General features: G+C 66.1%; 17 protein-coding genes and 2 tRNA genes. 10 read left to right on the forward strand and 9 right to left on the reverse strand.

All coding sequences use genetic code 11. The features are described 5' to 3' along the window. Positions 1-5: 5 nt before the first annotated feature. A complete protein-coding gene (locus tag ACTXPP_RS06545; RefSeq protein ID WP_301494385.1) occupies positions 6-473 on the reverse strand; it encodes a guanyl-specific ribonuclease in 468 nt (155 codons plus the stop codon). A gap of 121 nt (positions 474-594) precedes the next feature. Between ACTXPP_RS06545 and ACTXPP_RS06550 the strand changes: the two genes are divergently transcribed. Then, the gene (locus ACTXPP_RS06550) at positions 595-1,449 is read left to right on the forward strand and encodes an SDR family oxidoreductase (protein ID WP_301494387.1); all 855 of its coding nucleotides are present in this window, start codon (positions 595-597) and stop codon (positions 1,447-1,449) included. Between the two features lie 30 nt (positions 1,450-1,479). Here the strand turns inward: ACTXPP_RS06550 and ACTXPP_RS06555 are convergent, their stop codons facing one another. Further along, positions 1,480-3,237 carry a GMC oxidoreductase gene (locus tag ACTXPP_RS06555; RefSeq protein WP_443341394.1) on the reverse strand — a complete coding sequence of 586 codons (1,758 nt, stop codon included), beginning with the start codon at positions 3,235-3,237 and terminating at the stop codon, positions 1,480-1,482. A gap of 164 nt (positions 3,238-3,401) precedes the next feature. Between ACTXPP_RS06555 and dnaG the strand changes: the two genes are divergently transcribed. Further along, positions 3,402-5,390 (forward strand): DNA primase, encoded by a 1,989-nt coding sequence (gene dnaG, locus ACTXPP_RS06560; protein ID WP_301520477.1) that lies wholly within the window; start codon positions 3,402-3,404, stop codon positions 5,388-5,390. An 18-nt stretch (positions 5,391-5,408) separates the two neighbouring features. On the opposite strand, the gene ACTXPP_RS06565 is transcribed toward dnaG, so the two are convergent. Continuing rightward, complete coding sequence (locus tag ACTXPP_RS06565; protein WP_443341395.1) at positions 5,409-5,795, reverse strand: hypothetical protein; 387 nt, start codon at positions 5,793-5,795, stop codon at positions 5,409-5,411. 181 nt (positions 5,796-5,976) lie between these two features. Here ACTXPP_RS06565 and ACTXPP_RS06570 point away from each other — a divergent pair, with 181 nt between their 5' ends. From ACTXPP_RS06570 to ACTXPP_RS06580, 3 genes are all read left to right on the forward strand, one after another. Next, complete coding sequence (locus ACTXPP_RS06570) at positions 5,977-7,095, forward strand: S-(hydroxymethyl)mycothiol dehydrogenase (protein ID WP_301494391.1); 1,119 nt, start codon at positions 5,977-5,979, stop codon at positions 7,093-7,095. Next, a complete protein-coding gene (locus tag ACTXPP_RS06575; RefSeq protein WP_301494393.1) occupies positions 7,092-7,763 on the forward strand; it encodes an MBL fold metallo-hydrolase in 672 nt (223 codons plus the stop codon). Before ACTXPP_RS06570 ends, ACTXPP_RS06575 begins: the two co-directional genes overlap by 4 nt. A 155-nt stretch (positions 7,764-7,918) precedes the next feature. Next, positions 7,919-8,299, forward strand: coding sequence for a metal-sensitive transcriptional regulator (locus tag ACTXPP_RS06580; protein ID WP_443341451.1), 381 nt, complete (start codon positions 7,919-7,921; stop codon positions 8,297-8,299). A 3-nt stretch (positions 8,300-8,302) separates the two neighbouring features. Here the strand turns inward: ACTXPP_RS06580 and ACTXPP_RS06585 are convergent, their stop codons facing one another. Beyond that, positions 8,303-8,767: a hypothetical protein gene (locus ACTXPP_RS06585; RefSeq protein WP_443341396.1), complete on the reverse strand. Its 465-nt coding sequence runs from the start codon at positions 8,765-8,767 to the stop codon at positions 8,303-8,305. Between the two features lie 176 nt (positions 8,768-8,943). Between ACTXPP_RS06585 and ACTXPP_RS06590 the strand changes: the two genes are divergently transcribed. The 4 genes from ACTXPP_RS06590 to ACTXPP_RS06605 are packed head-to-tail and all read left to right on the forward strand — an operon-like array spanning position 8,944 to position 11,244. After that, positions 8,944-9,420 (forward strand): hypothetical protein, encoded by a 477-nt coding sequence (locus ACTXPP_RS06590; RefSeq protein ID WP_443341397.1) that lies wholly within the window; start codon positions 8,944-8,946, stop codon positions 9,418-9,420. Further along, entirely contained in the window at positions 9,417-9,947 is a 531-nt protein-coding gene (locus ACTXPP_RS06595) for a hypothetical protein (protein ID WP_443341398.1), read from the forward strand. The genes ACTXPP_RS06590 and ACTXPP_RS06595 overlap by 4 nt, the downstream gene beginning before the upstream one ends. Before the next feature lie 8 nt (positions 9,948-9,955). Further along, on the forward strand, positions 9,956-10,585 hold the full coding sequence (locus ACTXPP_RS06600; RefSeq protein WP_443341453.1) for a sensor histidine kinase: 630 nt from the start codon (positions 9,956-9,958) through the stop codon (positions 10,583-10,585). After that, positions 10,582-11,244 (forward strand): response regulator, encoded by a 663-nt coding sequence (locus ACTXPP_RS06605; RefSeq protein WP_443341399.1) that lies wholly within the window; start codon positions 10,582-10,584, stop codon positions 11,242-11,244. The genes ACTXPP_RS06600 and ACTXPP_RS06605 overlap by 4 nt, the downstream gene beginning before the upstream one ends. Here ACTXPP_RS06605 and ACTXPP_RS06610 read toward each other — a convergent pair. Both ACTXPP_RS06610 and ACTXPP_RS06615 read right to left on the reverse strand, forming a co-directional pair. Continuing rightward, the gene (locus tag ACTXPP_RS06610; RefSeq protein WP_443341400.1) at positions 11,225-12,151 is read right to left on the reverse strand and encodes a bile acid:sodium symporter family protein; all 927 of its coding nucleotides are present in this window, start codon (positions 12,149-12,151) and stop codon (positions 11,225-11,227) included. The two genes, ACTXPP_RS06605 and ACTXPP_RS06610, sit on opposite strands and share 20 nt — an antisense overlap. Positions 12,152-12,348: 197 nt before the next feature. Next, positions 12,349-12,422, reverse strand: a tRNA-Ile gene (locus ACTXPP_RS06615). 220 nt (positions 12,423-12,642) lie between these two features. On the opposite strand from ACTXPP_RS06615, the gene ACTXPP_RS06620 reads away from it, so the two are divergent. Beyond that, a tRNA-Asn gene (locus tag ACTXPP_RS06620) sits at positions 12,643-12,714 on the forward strand. Between the two features lie 174 nt (positions 12,715-12,888). On the opposite strand, the gene ACTXPP_RS06625 is transcribed toward ACTXPP_RS06620, so the two are convergent. From ACTXPP_RS06625 to aceE, 3 genes are all read right to left on the reverse strand, one after another. Further along, complete coding sequence (locus ACTXPP_RS06625) at positions 12,889-13,746, reverse strand: serine hydrolase domain-containing protein (RefSeq protein WP_443341401.1); 858 nt, start codon at positions 13,744-13,746, stop codon at positions 12,889-12,891. Between the two features lie 5 nt (positions 13,747-13,751). Continuing rightward, positions 13,752-14,108, reverse strand: a complete 357-nt coding sequence (locus tag ACTXPP_RS06630; RefSeq protein ID WP_443341404.1) for an acyl carrier protein — start codon at positions 14,106-14,108, stop codon at positions 13,752-13,754. Positions 14,109-14,246: 138 nt separating this feature from the next. Further along, a complete protein-coding gene (aceE, locus tag ACTXPP_RS06635) occupies positions 14,247-17,054 on the reverse strand; it encodes a pyruvate dehydrogenase (acetyl-transferring), homodimeric type (RefSeq protein ID WP_443341405.1) in 2,808 nt (935 codons plus the stop codon). Positions 17,055-17,360: the final 306 nt, after the last annotated feature.

The raw sequence follows: 17,360 nt of genomic DNA on the forward strand, positions 1-17,360 counted from the left end.
ACTTCTCAGTCTTCAGCGTCGGGGATCTCGCAGAAGCTGTCGTAGTGGTCGGATGTGTAGTACCAGATGTCCGGATCGGTGTGGGTGCCGCCGCCGACGACGATGCGCCGGGCACCGCGGTGGTCGAGCCCGGGGGTCTCTACGGTGTATTCGCGGTAGAAGTCGTTCGACTCCTGCGGCAGCACGCCCTCGTAGTTGCCGAAATGCTTGCCGTCGTGGTCCGGGTGGTCGAAGTCCCCACCGTCGAGAATGGTGTCGATGACCCCGTCGGCCTCGGACGGCAGCGTGTCGACGGCACAGGAGTCGCCGGAGGCGGAATCGACGGCCTGTGCAGGATCGTCACTGGTCGCGGCGTCCAACCCGAAATAGCCGGCCACCAGGGCCACAGCCACTCCGGCGATACCGCCGACGATCTTCTTCGGGTCCTTGCCGTTGCCCGAACCACTGCTGTTGGTGCCTGCACTCCGATTCACGGAGACAAGTGTCGCACAGAACCTGATCGGGGTCGGCCAACAGGCCCTCCCGGGTAGGATCCTGGTGCAGGACATTGCCGTCCAGGACGGGGCCGGACCCATGAGCAGAGGTGAGTGAGAAGTGACTACTGTGCTGGTCGTCGGTGCGTCCGGCTATGCGGGAAGGTACATCGTCGCTGAACTGGCGGGCCGTGGTTACAGTGTTCGCGCAGTGGTACGGGACAGGGGCCGTGCCGAGGCGGAAGGACCCCACGGATCCCCGGGACTGGACGGCCGTGTCGCCGAATGGGTGGTCGGGGATGTCACCGATCCGACATTCACCCGTGATATCTCCGCAGGTGCCGAGAGGACCATCTCTGCGCTGGGAGTCACCCGACAGGGCAACGACCCCTGGGAGATCGATAACCTGGCCAATCTGAATGTCCTGAACTCTGTGCTGGCACACGGAGGACGCTCCTTCACCTACGTCCACGCGCTCGGGGCAGACGACTGCCCGGCACAGCTGACGCGGGCGAAGTCCGCGTTTGCGCAGACCCTCGCCACCGCCGAGGTCGTCGCCCAGATCATCCGCCCGTCGGGCTACTTCTCGGACATGCTGGAGATGCTCCCCATGGCACGTCGGGGCCTGGTGCCGGTCCTGGATCGCCAGGTGCGCGTCAACCCGATCCACGGTGCGGACCTCGCCACGTTCATCGTCGACCGGATGGAAAGTGGTGTCGGCGGCTCCTGGGATGTGGGTGGTCCCGAGATCTTCACCTGGCCCGAACTAGCGGAGGTCGCCGGTGAGGCCGCTGGCCGATCACCACGGACCGTGAGGATTCCCCGGATGCTCCTGGAACCGGCACTGCGTCTGATGGCGCTGGTCAATCCGCAGGCGGCGGATACCGTCCGGTTCCTGACGTGGAATATGGCGCACGACTGTGTCGGGGAGACGATGGGGGAACACCGTCTCGCCGACTTCTACGCCGGCTTTTGACACTGGTCGGGGCCTACCCGCTGACCGGGACTACACCGTGCTGCGCACCGGGGTGATCGGCAGGCGCAGCGCCGCCGGCGCCTCGTCCGGCACTACCGGGTGCTCCGGACGCACCGGCGTGACCCGCTGGTAGCCGGCCAAGGTGGTCGCCTGGTCGGGGCGGGGATCGACCTGCCCCTTGTTCGGCCACAGTGCCGCGGCACGTTCGGCATTCGCGGTGATCGACAGCGAGGGGTTCACACCCGGGTTCGCGGTGATCGAGGAGCCGTCGGTGACGAACATCGACGGATAGCCCCACACCCGGTGGTAGGGGTCGACGACGCCGGTCTCCGGGGAGTCCGAGATCGTGCAGCCGCCGAGGAAGTGCGCGGTCAGCGGGATGTTGAAGACCTCCGGCCACACACCACCGGCCACAGCCTTGTCGAAGTGGGCGGCACCGCGCCGGGTGGCTTCATTGCCCTCCGGGATCCAGGACGGGTTCGGCTCGCCCTCGCCCTGACGGCTGGTCAGCCAGCGCAGCGGGCCGATTTTCTTGAGGTTGGTGGTCAGCGAGTTGTCGCGGGCCTGCATGACCAGGTTGATCATGGTGCGTTCCGACCAGCCGCGCAGGTCGAGGACGAGCTTGATCGCCAGCGGGTTCTTCACCAGTAGGCGCAGGAACTCCACCCAGCGGGGCCATCTGGTGCCACCGTCGGTGTTGAGGGTCTGCAGCAGGCCCATGGCGTTGGATTTCAGTCCGTAGCGCACCGGCTCGATGTGGGTGTCCGGGGCGGGCCAGTAGCTGGAGGTGATCGCCACTCCCTTGTGGAAGTCGTACTCCGGCTCCTTCTTCCACAGTCCGACGCCCAGCAGGGCCTCGGAGTTGGTGCGGGTCAGCTGGCCGAGGTGGTCGGAGAGCTGCGGCAGGGTGCCGTCCTCCTTCTCCCGGTGCAGCAGGTTCTGGGTGCCCCAGGTCCCGGCGGCCATGATCAGGTAGTCGGAGGTGAAGGTGGAGGTCTTCTTCCGGCCCAGGATCGGTCCGGTCCGCTCGACGGTGATCTCCCAGCCGGGTTCGTCATCGGCACCGAGCTTGCGGATCGCAGTGACCGTGGACCGGTCGTGGACCTTCGCACCGGCCTTCTCCGCAAGGTAGAGGTAGTTCTTCAGCAGGGTGTTCTTCGCCCCGTGCCGGCAGCCGGTCATGCACTCACCGCACTCCGTGCAGGCGGTGCGGTCGGGGCCGACACCACCGAAGTAGGGGTCGGCGACGGTCTCGCCCTCCTCTCCCTCCAGCCCGGCCTTCTTTCCGAAGAAGACACCGACCGGGGTCATCCGGAAGGTGTCGCCGACCCCCATCTCCTCGGCGACCTGCTTCGAGAGCTTGTCGGCCGGGGTGACGGTCGGATTCGTCACCACGCCGAGCATTTTCCGGGCCTGGTCGTAGTAGGGGGTGAGCTCGTCCTCCCAGTCGGTGATGTGGTCCCAGGCGCGGCTGCGGAAGTAGTTGTCGCCGGGCTTGTAGAGCGTGTTGGCGTAGTTCAGTGACCCGCCGCCGACACCGGCTCCGGCCAGGATCATGGCGTCCTTGAGCAGGTGGACGCGCTGGATGCCGTAGAAGCCGAGCTTCGGTGCCCAGAGGAAGTCCTTGAGGTGCCAGGAGTTCTTCGCGAACTCATGGTCCGCGAATCGTCGGCCGGCCTCGATCACCCCGACCCGGTAGCCCTTCTCCGTCAGTCGCAGGGCGGTCACTGAACCTCCGAAGCCGGAACCGACGGTCAGAACGTCATAATGCGTGCCAGCAGATGGCATGGGGAGTCCTCTTCTCATGGTGCGACGGCGTCTCGTCGGTGTAGTCAGCACCTTCGGGCAGCCGTACTGGTTCTGCAGTCCTCCCCATCGTAGGACGTTGTGTCCTGCATCACAGTCGATTCGCTCTTCTGGGCCGGTCCGCTGGTGGCGCTATCATGGTCGCCATGGCACGAGGGCGGATTCCAGACACCGACATCGCCGCGATCCGGGAACAGACCCCGATCGAGGAGGTGGTGGGCGAGTATGTCCAGCTCACCCCCGGTGGTGTGGATTCTATGAAGGGTTTGAGCCCCTTCAAGGACGAGAAGACCCCGTCCTTCCATGTCCGCCCGAACAAGGGCTACTTCCACTGCTTCTCCACCGGGGAGGGCGGGGACGTCTTCAGCTTCCTGATGAAGATGGAGCACGTTACCTTCCCCGAGGCTGTCGAGCAGTGCGCTGAGCGGATCGGCTACCGCATCAACTACGAGGGCGGGGGGCCGGTCAACCGGGTGGAGCCCGGCACCAGACAGCGTCTGATCGCGGCGAACCGGGCGGCGCACGAGTTCTACATGGAGCGGTACGCCGACGAGCAGGACGAGGGGGCGGCCACCGCCCGGGCGTTCCTGCGCGACCGTGGGTTCTCCGAGGAGACCGTCGCCGCCTTCGGCTGCGGCTACGCACCCGCCGGCTGGGACACCTTGACCAAGCACTTGCTGCGCCGCGGGTTCGAGTTCAAGGAGTTGGAGGACGCCGGGCTGTCCCGGATGGGTAACCGTGGGCCGATCGACCGTTTCCACCGCAGGCTGCTGTGGCCGATCCGCTCGGTGGCCGGCGACGTCATCGGCTTCGGAGCCCGCAAGCTCTTCGAGGACGACAACCTGGGGAAGTACATGAACACCCCGGAGACGCTGCTCTACAAGAAGTCGAAGGTGCTCTTCGGCATCGACCTGGCCAAGAAGTCGATCGCCACCGACCACCAGGCGGTCGTGGTCGAGGGCTACACCGACGTCATGGCGATGCACGCCGCCGGGGTGACGACAGCGGTCGCCGCCTGTGGTACCGCCTTCGGCGAGGAGCACCTGCAGATGCTGCGCCGGTTCATGGTGGACGACCAGTTCTTCCGCGGCGAGATCATCTACACCTTCGACGGCGACGAGGCCGGGCAGAAGGCCGCGATGCGTGCTTTCGAGGGCGACCAGAAGTTCACCGGACGCAGTTACGTCTCTGTCGCCCCGGACGGCATGGACCCCTGCGACATCCGGTTGGAGCGCGGCGATGCCGCGGTCCGGGAGATGGTGGCCGACCGGATCCCGATGTTCGAGTTCGTCATCCGTACCATCCTGCGTGGCTATGACACCCACCACGTCGACGGTCGGGTGGACGCCCTGCGCCGTATCGTCCCGGTGCTCGCCGGGATCCGCGACAACGCCCTGCGCGACGAGTACGCACGCCAGGCCGCCGGGTGGCTGAGTTGGCCGGACCCCACCGAGGTGGTCACCCAGGTGCGCCGTGAGGCCGCCCGGGGCGGGCAGGACCGTTCCGGCACCCAGCTCAAGGAGGGGGTGGCCAGGCTGACCCGTCGGGCGCAGGAGGCTGAAGCCGCGGGCACCGGTGCGCGGGGTGGTGCGGTGGCGTCGATGTTGAGCCGTCCGAACCCGGATGACATCAACCTGGAACCGGCCCGCGAGGTGCTGAAGCTGATGCTGCAGGAGCCGCAGATGGTCGGTGCGGACGCCGACGGACTGCTGCCGGAGACCTTCGAGCACCCGACCTATGTCGCGGTCGCCACCGCGATCTCCGCGGCAGGCGGGGTAGGCAGTGTCGACACCGCCGACGGCCATGCCGCAGGTGCCGACTGGTTGGACGCGGTGACCGCGGCCACCGATGACGTGATGTGCCGCGCGGTGATCAGTGAGCTGGCGGTGGAGGAGCCACGGTGCAAGCCTGAGCGCCTGGAGTTCTACGCAGGTGCGGTGGTCGCCCGGATGGAGGAGCGCTGGGTCGGCGTGGAAATCGCCGAGCTGAAGTCACGGATGCAGCAGATGCGTCCGGACCAGGGTGGGGCGAAGAAGAAGGAGTACAACGACACCTTCGCCGACCTCATGGCGCTGGAGAAGTACCGGCGTACGCTGCAGGAACAGGCCCAGTCCTACGGGGAGCCGGGCGGCTAACAGAGGGGCTGGCAGTGACTACCGGCGGCCGAAGCGGCGACGTGAGGTGCCGCCGGAGCCGTCCTGCTCACTGACCGGTCGGCCCTTGGCGTCCCGCATCCGGGGCTGGTCCGACTCCACGATGATGTCCTCCTCGAACTCGAGGGCGTCGTCCTCCAGGTAGGCGTCCTGCGAACCGTCGAGCTCCCCGCGACGGTCGGCACCACGAACGTCGCGTAGCTCGCGCATCCGCGGCTCGGGATCGATGCGGTCGGCCAGGGCCTTGCGTCCTGCCTGGACGGCACGCCGGGTGACCGGGGAGTTGATCGTGGCCTCGTAGCCCCGCCGGATCTGCTCGTAGCGACGCCGTCCTGCCTTGGTACCGAAGACGTAGCCGGCGGCGGCGCCGATGACCAGCTGGATCATTGAGGGTGCTCCTTGGTGAATCGTGGGGCGAATCGTGGGGTGGAAGGCGACCGTAGAACTATGCCGCCATCATACCTGCCGCCCCGGGTGCCCGCGGGAACACCGGGATCCCCAGAGACGCGGATTTCTCCGTATGGTTGGGGGACCAACGAGACGAACCTGCATGAAAGGAACGGCACCAGTGAATACAACGGTCAAGGGTGTTATCGCCCGCGGTAAGGGTGCAGAAGTGGAACTGGTGGATGTCATGGTGCCTGATCCGGGCCCCAACGACGTCATCGTGGCGGTCCAGGCCTGCGGTGTCTGCCACACCGACCTGGCCTACCGGGACGGTGGGATCAGCGACGATTACCCGTTCCTGCTCGGCCACGAGGCCGCCGGTGTGGTGGAGACCGTCGGTGAGAACGTCTCGCACGTCGCCGTCGGTGATTTCGTGGTGCTGAACTGGCGTGCGGTGTGTGGCGAGTGCCGGGCGTGCAAGAAGGGCGAGCCGAAGTACTGTTTCGCCACGTTCAACGCCTCCAGGAAGATGACGCTGACCGACGGCACCGAGCTGGAGCCGGCGCTGGGGATCGGCGCGTTCATCGAGAAGACGCTGATCCACGAGGGACAGTGCACCAAGGTGGATCCGTCGGCCGATCCGGCGGCGGTCGGGCTGCTGGGCTGTGGTGTCATGGCCGGTCTGGGTGCGGCGGTGAACACCGGTGAGATCAAGCGTGGTGAGTCCGTCGCCGTGATCGGGTGCGGTGGTGTGGGGATGGCCGCGGTCGCCGGGGCGAAGCTGGCCGGGGCCACCAGGATCATTGCGGTGGACCTGTCGGACGAGAAGCTCGAGCGGGCGAAGGACTTCGGGGCCACGCACACGATCAACCCGTCGGCTTTGGGTGGGGATGCCTCGGCCACCGGTGAGGATCAGCCGGTGGTGCAGGCCGTCCACGAGATCCTCGGTGGTGTCGGTGCCGATGTCGTGGTTGATGCTGTGGGACTGCCGGGGACCTTTACCCAGGCGTTCTACATGCGTGACCTGGCCGGACGAGTGGTGCTGGTCGGTGTGCCGACCCCGGAGATGCGCCTGGAGTTGCCGCTGGCGGATGTGTTCGGGCGTGGTGGGGCGACCAAGTCGTCCTGGTACGGCGATTGTTTGCCGGAGCGGGATTTCCCGTTGTACACCGACCTGTATCTGCAGGGGCGGTTCCCGTTGGGTGACTTCGTGGATGAGCGGATCAGTATTGATGCGGTGGAGGATGCTTTCACGAAGATGAAGCAGGGGTCGGTGCTGCGATCGGTGGTGGAGCTGTGAGTGTCCCAGGAGAGTCCGAGAAGTTCGCCGGTGCCTCCGAGACGGGGCTGCGTATTGACCGGGTCGTGACCCACGGGGTGTTTGCGCTCGACGGTGGCGAGTGGGAGGTGGACAACAACATCTGGCTGATCGGTGACGATGAGGAGGTGATCGTTGTCGACGCTGCCCATGATGCCGATGCGATCGTGGAGGCGGTCGGTGGTCGCCGGGTGCGGTCGGTGATCTGCACCCACGCCCACAATGACCACATCACCGTGGCCCCGGAGTTGGCGGAGCGGTTGGATACCCGGATCCATGTGCACCCGGGTGACCAGATGCTGTGGAACCAGACGCACCCGGGTGTCGGGCACGAGGATCTGTCCGATGGGCAGGTCTTCGACATCGCCGGGACCAGGTTGCGGGTAGTGAATACTCCGGGCCATTCGCCAGGGTCGTGCTGTCTGTACCTGCCGGAGGCGAAGGTGTTGCTCAGTGGTGACACTTTGTTCGCCGGTGGTCCGGGTGCGACGGGCCGGTCGTTCAGTGACTTCGACACGATCATCGACTCGATCCGGGAAAAGGTGCTGACGCTGCCGGGGGAGACCGAGGTGTACACCGGGCACGGTGATGCCACCTCGATCGGTGCGGAGGCCCCGCACCTGGAGGAGTGGATCGCCCGCGGCCACTGAGTTGGACCGGCCCTGGCGTCCCACCTTGCGGGAAAGGCCCCGACGCTGATACCCTATAGGGGTATTAACCGGGGGCTTTTCTCACGCGAACAGGAGACATCATGAGTGAGGGTACCGAGGGCACCGTGAATGACGGCGCCGTGAACGGCAACCTGCTGGCGCACCAGGACGCGGGTGCGTCCTGCGGTTGCGGCTGCGGGGATTCGGCAGCCGGGGAGGGCAACGACGGCCACGAGGGTCACGGTGCGGACGCCGGTTCGCACGGCTACACCCCGGACAAGAAGCGTTACCTCGCCCGCCTCAAGCGCATCGAGGGGCAGGTCCGCGGGCTGCACCGCATGGTCGACGAGGACACCTACTGTATCGACGTGTTGACCCAGGTCACCGCCGTGCAGTCGGCGCTGAAGAGTGTGGCGCTGGCCCTGTTGGACGACCACATGCAGCACTGTGTTCTGCATGCCGCCCAGCAGGGAGAGGAAGAGGCGATGGAGAAGCTCGACGAGGTCTCCGCCGCCGTCGCGCGTCTGGTGCGGTAGGACTCACAGTGGTGCTCTGCGAAGGGCAGTCGGGGACACCCGCCGCCGGAAGGTCAGCGCGATCCCGCCAGCGACCAGTCCCCACCCGGCATTGATCAGCAGCATCGGGATTATCGCGACCGGGTTCGCCAGCGGGCCGGAGAACTCGCCATCGAGGATGGGGGAGAGGACCCCGCTGAGAACGGTCGAGAGCTCTGCGTAGACCACACCGGCAATCATCAGGGTGAGGACCGGGGATGGTGTTCGGGCGGAGACCACGGCGACGACCCACACCACGGTGATGCCGAGCGTGAGTAGAACGGGGACGGCCGCCGAAAGTTCGTAGCCAGCCTGGGTTGCGATGATTCGCACCACTGGTCGGATCAGCGCGACCACGCCGAGGGCACAGGCCAGCAACCAGTCCACTGTGGTTGTCGAGGGGGCCGAGGTGGAGGAGGGGGAAGGTGAAGTGCTCGGTGAAGGAGTCATAGCCATGACGCTATTGCGGCCCGAACAGCAGCACATCGGCCTACGGTCTCGACATCCCCATGCCATTGGTCGCCAATGGACGGCGTCGGACTGCAACGGACTACGTCGAGAAGCGACACCGGGAGACGCGCGTAGACGGATGTGCACCCTGCGGCCCGGCCGTAGCGTCAGTGAGCATGTACAGCAACACCGACACCGAGGTGGACCAGAGCCCACGCCTCGGGTTCTCCGTCCCCGTCCTCGTCCTTCTCGCCGCTCTCGGCGCACCTCGAGTGGTCTTGCACGATCTCGACATCATCCACGAGGGGACGTTGATCAACTCTTTGTTCGTCTTCGTCCCGCCGCTGATCTGGATCATCGCAACCCTCGTTGCCCGGGCGCAACGTCCATTCGTCACCAATCTGGCGATCGGGGCGATCTACGGGGTCTTCCTGTTGCTGGGCCACCAGATCTTCTGGGATTCGGCCTTCGGCGGCAACCCGCCAGCACTCGGCGGGAACCTCAGCGACCTGGATCCAGCGGTGGAGACGGTGATCCTCCGGGTGCTCTCCGGACTGTCGAGTCTGCTGACCGGAGTGATTGTCGGCGTGGCCACCGGGGCTGTCGCCGTCGCAATCTCCCGAGCTCGCCAGGCGTTAGGCTCGGGGGCGTGACCGACACCGACCGTGGTACCCCGAGCGTCCCGCCCTGGGTCGTCGACGTGTCCATGGCCGTGGCGGTGTCGACGGTGCTCATCAGCGTCGTCGCACTGTCCCAGGTCGGGACCGACCACGTACCGAGCCTGGCGTCCTACCTCTTCGTCGCGGCCTTCGGCGTGGTGCTTTTGGTCCGTCGGCAGCTGCCGCGGACGGTACTGGCCGTCAGTGTTCTGGGCACGTTCGCCTACTACGTCCTGGAGTATCCGCCGATCGGTGTGGCCCTGCCTGTCGCCGGTGCCCTGTTCTCCACCGCGGAGCGGGGCAGGCTGGGCTGGGCGGTCGGTGGCGGGTCGGTGGCGGGTCGGTGGTGTTCGCCGTGTCACTGTACTTCCGCCTGCGCGACGACCCCCAACCCGTCGGGTACCTGCTCGGCACCGAGTCGGTGTCGACGCTGGCGCTCATCGCCGCGGCGATCTCGCTGGGCTACGGGGTGCACGCCCGGCGGCGTCACCTCGCTCAACAGCGACACATCACCCAGCTAGCCGAGCAGGTGGAACGCCAGCACATCTCCCGTGAACTCCACGACTCCGTCGGGCATGGCCTGTCGGTGATCTCCCTGCACGCCGCCGTCGCCCGTGAGGAGATCACCGACGACCAACCGGCGGCCGCACCGCTGGACCAGATCAGATCGCAGGCCTCGAGCACCCTGAACCAACTACGCACCATGCTCCGCCTGCTGCGGGAACGCGACACCGACGGTGAGCGCAGCGTCCTGTCCCTCGACGACATCGGGGTGCTCACCGCCGACGTCGAGGCCGCCGGCATCGCCGTGGACGTCGACATCAGCACGCGCTCCGCCGACCTCACCCCGGCGGTGGACGCCGCGTCCTACCGGATCGTCCAGGAGTCGCTGACCAATGTGCTGCGCCACTCCCACGCCACCCGGGTGCGGGTCTCGGCGCACATTCAGGACGCCACGCTGGTGGTCACGGTGGCTGACAACGGTGGTGGCGGTGACACCGGTGACCGTAGCGGTGGTGGCTCGCTCGGCCACGGGGTCACCGGCATGGCCGAACGGGTGCGGGTCCTCGGCGGGACGTTCACCACCTATTCCACCGGCACCACCAGCCCTGCCGGATTCACCGTCACCGCGAGGATTCCGGCAAGGTTGGAACCATGATCCGTATCGTGCCCGTCGACGACCAGGAACTCGTCCGCGCCGGACTACGCCAACTCGCCCAACGCGACGGTGACATCGAGGTCGTGGCCGAAGCCGCCGATGGGGAAGTGGGCGTCAGCCTGGTCCGGCAGTATCGGCCTGATGTGGTGCTCATGGACATCCGCATGCCACGGATGGACGGCATCGCCGCCACGGAACGCATCGTCGCAGACCCGGACCTTGCCGAGGTACGGGTACTGGTGTTGACCACCTTCGACGAGGACCGTGACGTCCTCGCCGCGATCCACGCCGGGGCGTCCGGCTACCTGCTGAAGGACATCTCGCCGGTGGACCTGCGCGCGGCGATCCGTTCCGTCGACGCAGGGGACGGGTCGCTCTCGCCGTCGATCGCCCCGATGATCCTCGCCAGGCTCGGGGAGTTCGGTGTCTCAGCGACGCGTCCCGAACTGCTGGACGGGCTGACCGGCCGGGAACGGGAGGTGCTGGAACGGGTGGGGCACGGTGAGACCAACGCCGAGATCGGCGCGCACCTGCACATCAGCCCGGCGACCGCGAGGACCTACGTCAGCAGGCTCCTGTCGAAACTCCACGCCCGGGATCGCTCGCGACTTGTCGTCCTGGCCTACGAATCCGGACTCGTCACCCCTGGGGGACGGTGACGTCGGAATCCTCCGCACTGGCGGTGGTCGGGGCGTCCGACTTCTTCAACGCCCGACGGCGCCACACCAGCAGGGCGACACCGAAGATGTACATGGTCACGCTGAACAGCATGGCCGGCGCAGCGATCTCGGTCGAGCCGATGACCGACAGGGCGATCACCATCGACATCGTCGAGTTGCGTGTACCGTACTCGACGGCCAGGGTGACCTTGTCCTCCGCCGGACGCTTCAGCATTGCACCGACCGCCCAGCCGGTGGCCATCACCAGGGCGTTGAAGATGAGGACAGCGAGGCCAACCTCGCCGATCAGCGGGCCCAGCTCATCGCCGAGATCGATGACCAGGAAAGTGAACACGCCGACCAGGACGACCGCGCCGACGACCGCGATGATCTTCTCCAGCTTCGCGGCGATGCGCTCCGATTTCGCCCGGATGAACATACCGATGATCACCGGCACGCCGACAACGCCGACGACCAGTCCGATCGCCTCGCCCGGGGGGACGGTGACCGTTCCGACATCACCGGTGACGTCCTCGAACAGGCGCACGGTGATCCATACCCACAGCGGCAGGGTGGCCATCATCAGGATCGAGGTGATCACGGTCAGCACGATGGACAGCGGGACATTGCCCTTGGCCAGATGCGCGAACAGGTTCGTGGTGACACCGCCAGGGGCGGCGGCGAGCAGCATCAAGCCGACAGCCAACACAGGGGAGAGATTGAGAATGAACGCCAGCGCCAGGGCAATGAGCGGGACGACCACCACGTGACCGATCAGCCCCCAGGTGACGGTGGATGTGGAATTCACGCTGCGCCTGAACTGGGTGGGGGTGAGGGTGAGGCCGATGCCCACCATGATCACGGCGAGGCCGATAGGCAACAGTTGTGCGCCGATTCCATCCTGCATGTCTGACTCCCTGGGTTGGTGAACGGCGTTAGGTCGCCGATGGCAGGAAGTTTAGGGGGGGAAAGGTCCCATAAGTGTGATTTGCAAAACAAAGACTGAGGCAGTGTGAGGTAGGTCGTAGGCGGCGTGTGCCGGGTGCAGTCAGAGGGCATATCACCTGTGTGACGATATGCCCTCTGAACTGCTGGTACTCACTGTGGGGCCAGCGGGGCTTGAACCCGCGACCAGCGGATTATGAGTCCGCGGCTCTAACCAACTGAGCTATAGCCCCGTGCGCTTATTTAAGCACAGGCCTGTGGGGAAATTGTCGGGTGGGTGGTTGGGGCGAGGGGAGCGACAGTGAATCATGTCGGTGTAGTTCCGGTTGTCGTTCTTGCGGAGTTCGGGTGGCCATTTCCGTGTTCTTACCTGCAGATTTGATAGAACTCCGGTGTCTGGGTAGAGTATGTCCTCGTTGCCAGGGAGAGCTTCTTCCGGGACAGCAGAGACATTCCCTCATAGCTCAACGGCAGAGCATCCGACTGTTAATCGGAAGGTTACTGGTTCGAATCCAGTTGGGGGAGCAACACCACCCCCGGTGCGGAGACCTACGTAGGTCACCGCACCGGGGTCTTTCGTTGTGTGTTCCCCGTGTGGCCTCGTGTGCTCGCTGCGTTCTCACTCCCGCTCTCGGGTGGGCAGGAGGGGGTCGGACCACCCGGGAGTGGGAGTGAGAGCGAGGATGGGGCGCGTCGGCGTCAGAAGGCCGACCACAGGCGGTCGTTGAAGCCGTCCCAACGCTGCTTCGCCCAGTCCCCGAAGGGACGGTTAGCCAGGACGACAGCCGCGCGTCCCGTAGGTCGGTGGAACCACAGGAAGGTACCGGCCTGGCCGAAGTGGCCGGCGACCTCGGCGGGCATGCTGTCCGGCAGCCAGTGCGGCGACTTCTCCCCGTGCAGCTCCATGCCCAGGCCCCAGGGGCAGGGACGCTGCGACCCGTAGCCGGGGACCACACCGTCGAGTTCGGGGAACTGCGGGGTCAGCGCCTCGTCCCACAGCTCCTCGGAGATCAGCGAGGGGGAGAGAAACTCTGCGGCCAGCACCGCCAGGTCGCCCAGCCGGGCACCGAACCCGTGACCTGCCGAACCGGACAGGTGGACGTCGATGCCCAACGGCTCGCAGAGCCCTTCGCGGACGTAGGTGAAGAACGGGATGCCGGTCGAGGACACCAGGTCGGCGAGGATGTCGAAACCGGCAGAGGAGTAGATGCGGCGACTGCGGGCCGGTTTCTCCTGCGCCCGGGAGTGCATGCCGACCCCGGAGGCGTGGCTGAGCAGTTCACGCACCGTTACGTCCTGCGGTGCGTCCACCGTTGTGCCGTACTCTGCGGCGATGTCGTCCACGATGTCATCAAGGTCGAAGGCACCTTCCTCCACGGCGATGAGCACGCTGTAGCAGGTGATGAGTTTGCTGACGCTGGCCAGGGCGAACAGCCGGTCAGCGTCGCCGTGCAACACGGGCCCGTCTACGTCGGTCGTGACGACCGCGGCGCCTACGGTGCCTACCGGCCACTCGTCGACCTCGGCGAGGACTCCAGTGATTCCGTCGGCGGACATGGCGCTCACTCGCCGGTGCTGGTGCGCGCCTCGATGAACCGCACGATGTCCTTGACGGTACGTGCAGCGTCGATGTCCTCTTCCTCGATACGTACGTGGAAGGCGTCCTCGATGCGGATGGCGACGTCGATGCGCGACACCGAGTCGATGTGGAGGTCGTCGGTGATGTTGCTGTCGAGTTCGATCTCCTCGACGTCCACCCCGGTGGCCTCCTCGATGATCACCGCGATCCGGGTCGCGGTGTCCATCGCGGTGTTGCGGGCGTCCCGGGCGCTCCGGCCGGGCGCTGCCGCGGAGTCGGCGTCGTCAGAGCCAGTGAGTTTTCCGGCCAGCTTCTGCTGTGCCTCGGGGGAGATCTCCAACGCTTCTACGGCCTTTCGCGTCTACCGCCGACACCTGTGGGGTGTCGGTGAGTGGGGGCAGGGTTCTCCGACCCACTCTAGCAGCGCAGGACTCGCAGGCAGGGTTCGCAGGTAGGGCCCGCAAGCCCTACCTGCGACCTATGCCTTCGTCGGGTCGGTGAGGTTGAACTCCTCGGCGATGGCGCGCACGTCGTTCCAGGAGTACTGGTGGGCGCGGGCCAGGGCGGAGAGCACGGCCACCACGATCGACTCGGCATCGGAGTTGAAGTAGCGCCGGGCCGCTGCGCGGGTGTCGGAGAATCCGAAACCGTCGGTGCCCAGGGTGGTGTACTCGCCTGGGACGTAGGCCCGGATCTGTTCCGGCAGGTCGGTGGCGAAGTCGGAGACGCCGATGAACGGGCCGGAGGCGTCGTCCAGCAGGTGGGTCACGAAGGGCTTCGGGATCACTCCGTCGGGGTGGCGCAGCTCCTCCTTGGCCTGGGCAGCGCCCTCGCGGGCCAGCTCGGTCCAGGAGGTCACCGAGTACAGCGCAGCGCGCACACCGAAACGGTCCTGCAGCATCTCCTTGGCGCGGATGGCCTCGGTGACACCGACACCGGAGGCCAGGATATTCGCCTCGAGCTCGGACTCCGGGGCGTCACCGACGTCACCTGCGGAGTTCTCGCCGGTGCCGATCAGCTTGTCGGCGGGGGAGTACAGGTAGATGCCCTTGAGCAGGCCCTCGACATCCATGTCGTCCGGAGCGGCCGGCTGGTGCACCGGCTCGTTGTAGACGGTCATGTAGTAGATGACGTTCTCGCCGGGGCTGTTCTCGCCGCCGGAGCCTTCGCCGTACATGCGCTGGATTCCGTCGCGCATGATGTAGGCGATCTCGTAGGCGAAGGCGGGGTCCCAGGAGACCACGGCCGGGTTGGTCGACGCCAGCACGGGGGAGTGCCCGTCCATGTGCTGCAGACCTTCACCGGTCAGGGTGGTGCGTCCGGCGGTCGCGCCGATGAGGAAACCGCGGGCCATCTGGTCGGCGGCGGCCCAGATGCCGTCGCCGGTGCGCTGGAAGCCGAACATCGAGTAGAAGATGTACAGCGGGATCATCGGCTCGCCGTGGGTGGCGTAGGACGTTCCGGCGGCGGTGAAGGATGCCACCGCACCGGCCTCGTTGATGCCTTCGTGCAGGATATGGCCCTGCTCGGACTCCTTGTAGGACAGCATCAGGTCGGCGTCGACCGGGGTGTAGTTCTGACCGTGGTTGTTGTAGATCTTCAGGGTCGGGAACCAGGCGTCCAGACCGAAAGTGCGGGCCTCGTCCGGGATGATCGGGACAAGGCGCTTCTTGATCTCCGAGTCGCGCATCAGGTCCTTGAGGGCACGGACCAGGGCCATCGTGGTGGCGACTTCCTGGGATCCGGATCCCTTGAGCACGCTGCGCATCGAGCCCTTGACCTCGGGCACGGCCAGGGGGGTGTAGCCGTGGCGGCGCTCCGGCAACGGCCCGCCGAGGTCCTTACGTCGCTCCAGCATGTAGCGCACCTCGGGGGACTCCGGGCCCGGGTTGTAGTAGGGAGGCAGGTAGGGGTCCTTCTCGAGCTCCTCGTCGGTGATCGGGATCTCCTGCTTGTCGCGGAACTGCTTGAGGTCCTCCAGGGCCAGCTTCTTCATCTGGTGGGTGGCGTTGCGGCCCTCGAAGTTGTGGCCCAGGCCGTAGCCCTTGATGGTGTGGGCCAGGATGACGGTCGGCTGGTCCTTGGTGTCCAGCGCCCGCTGGTAGGCGGCGAAGATCTTGCGGTAGTCGTGGCCACCGCGGCGCAGGGCGAAGATCTCCTCGTCGGTCATGTCCTCGACCAGCTTGGCGGTTTCCGGGCTGCGCTCGAAGAAGAACTTGCGCACGTAGGCGCCGTCCTTGGCCTTGAACGTCTGGTAGTCACCGTCGACGGTGGAGTTCATCACATCCACCAGGGCGCCGTCCTTGTCCTTGGCGAGCAGATCGTCCCACTCGCGGGCCCAGACGACCTTGATCACGTTCCAGCCCGCACCCCGGAAGAAGCTCTCCAGCTCCTGGATGATCTTGGTGTTGCCGCGGACCGGGCCGTCGAGACGCTGCAGGTTGCAGTTGATGACGAAGGTCAGGTTGTCGAGGTTGTAGAGGGCGGCCTGTTGGATCAGCCCGCGGGACTCCGGCTCGTCCATCTCACCGTCGCCGAGGAACGCCCAGGTGTGCTGCTGGGAGGTGTCCTTGAGGCCGCGGTCGTGCAGGTAACGGTCGAACCGGGCCTGGTAGATCGCGTTCATCGGGCCCAGTCCCATCGACACCGTCGGGAACTCCCAGAAGTCGGGCATGCCGTGGGGGTGCGGGTAGGACGGCATGCCGTGCTCCGGCTTCGACTTCTCCTGACGGAAGGCGTCCATCTCCTCCTCGCTGAGGCGCCCCTCGAGGAAGGCGCGGGCGTACATGCCGGGGGAGGCGTGGCCCTGGAAGAAGATGTGGTCGCCACCGCCGGGGTGGTCCTTGCCGCGGAAGAAGTGGTTGAAGCCGACTTCGTAGAGTGCGGCGGCCGAGGCGTAGGTGGAGATGTGACCACCGACGCCGATCTCGGGCCGCTGGGCGCGGTGCACCATCACCGCGGCATTCCAGCGGATCCACCGCCGGTAGCGCTTCTCCATCGCCTCGTCGCCGGGGAACTCCGGTTCCATGGTGGTGGGGATGGTGTTGACGTAGTCGGTCGACAGCAGCGGGGGCAGGGCCACCCGCTGGGCCGAGGCGCGTTCCAGCAGACGCAGCATCAGGTATCGGGCACGGTCGGGGCCAGCGTCACTGAGCAGGCCATCCAGGGAGTCCATCCACTCCTGGGTCTCGTCGGGGTCGGAGTCCCTGAGATAGGACGCCACGCCGTCGCGGATGTTCCTGAAGTTGCTGTCGGAGCGTCCGCTTCCTGATGGTGTTGTCGTCATGAAATTTCCTCCTGGGTGTGGAAAGGACCGGTGCCACGGTGGGAATGTGTGATTCGGTGGCGGGAATTCGGTACCTGTCAGCACCCGATGTTACGGAAGTCCGGAACATGAAATGTTTCGGCGATCACACCAAAAAAGGTGGAAGTCTGGTCAATATCCGGTCCGTCACCTACTATTCACAAGTGATCGGTATGTGAATCTGCAGGTGGCACACGACGTGAGTCGCCAGTGGACGAGCGCAGCCGGACGGTTGGATGTCCAAGGTGACGGGCCAGCTGGAGAAAATCACCCTAGATAAGGGTGGAA

The sequence above is a fragment of the Candidatus Corynebacterium faecigallinarum genome (assembly GCF_052264515.1).
GTDB classification, from domain to species: domain Bacteria; phylum Actinomycetota; class Actinomycetes; order Mycobacteriales; family Mycobacteriaceae; genus Corynebacterium; species Corynebacterium faecigallinarum.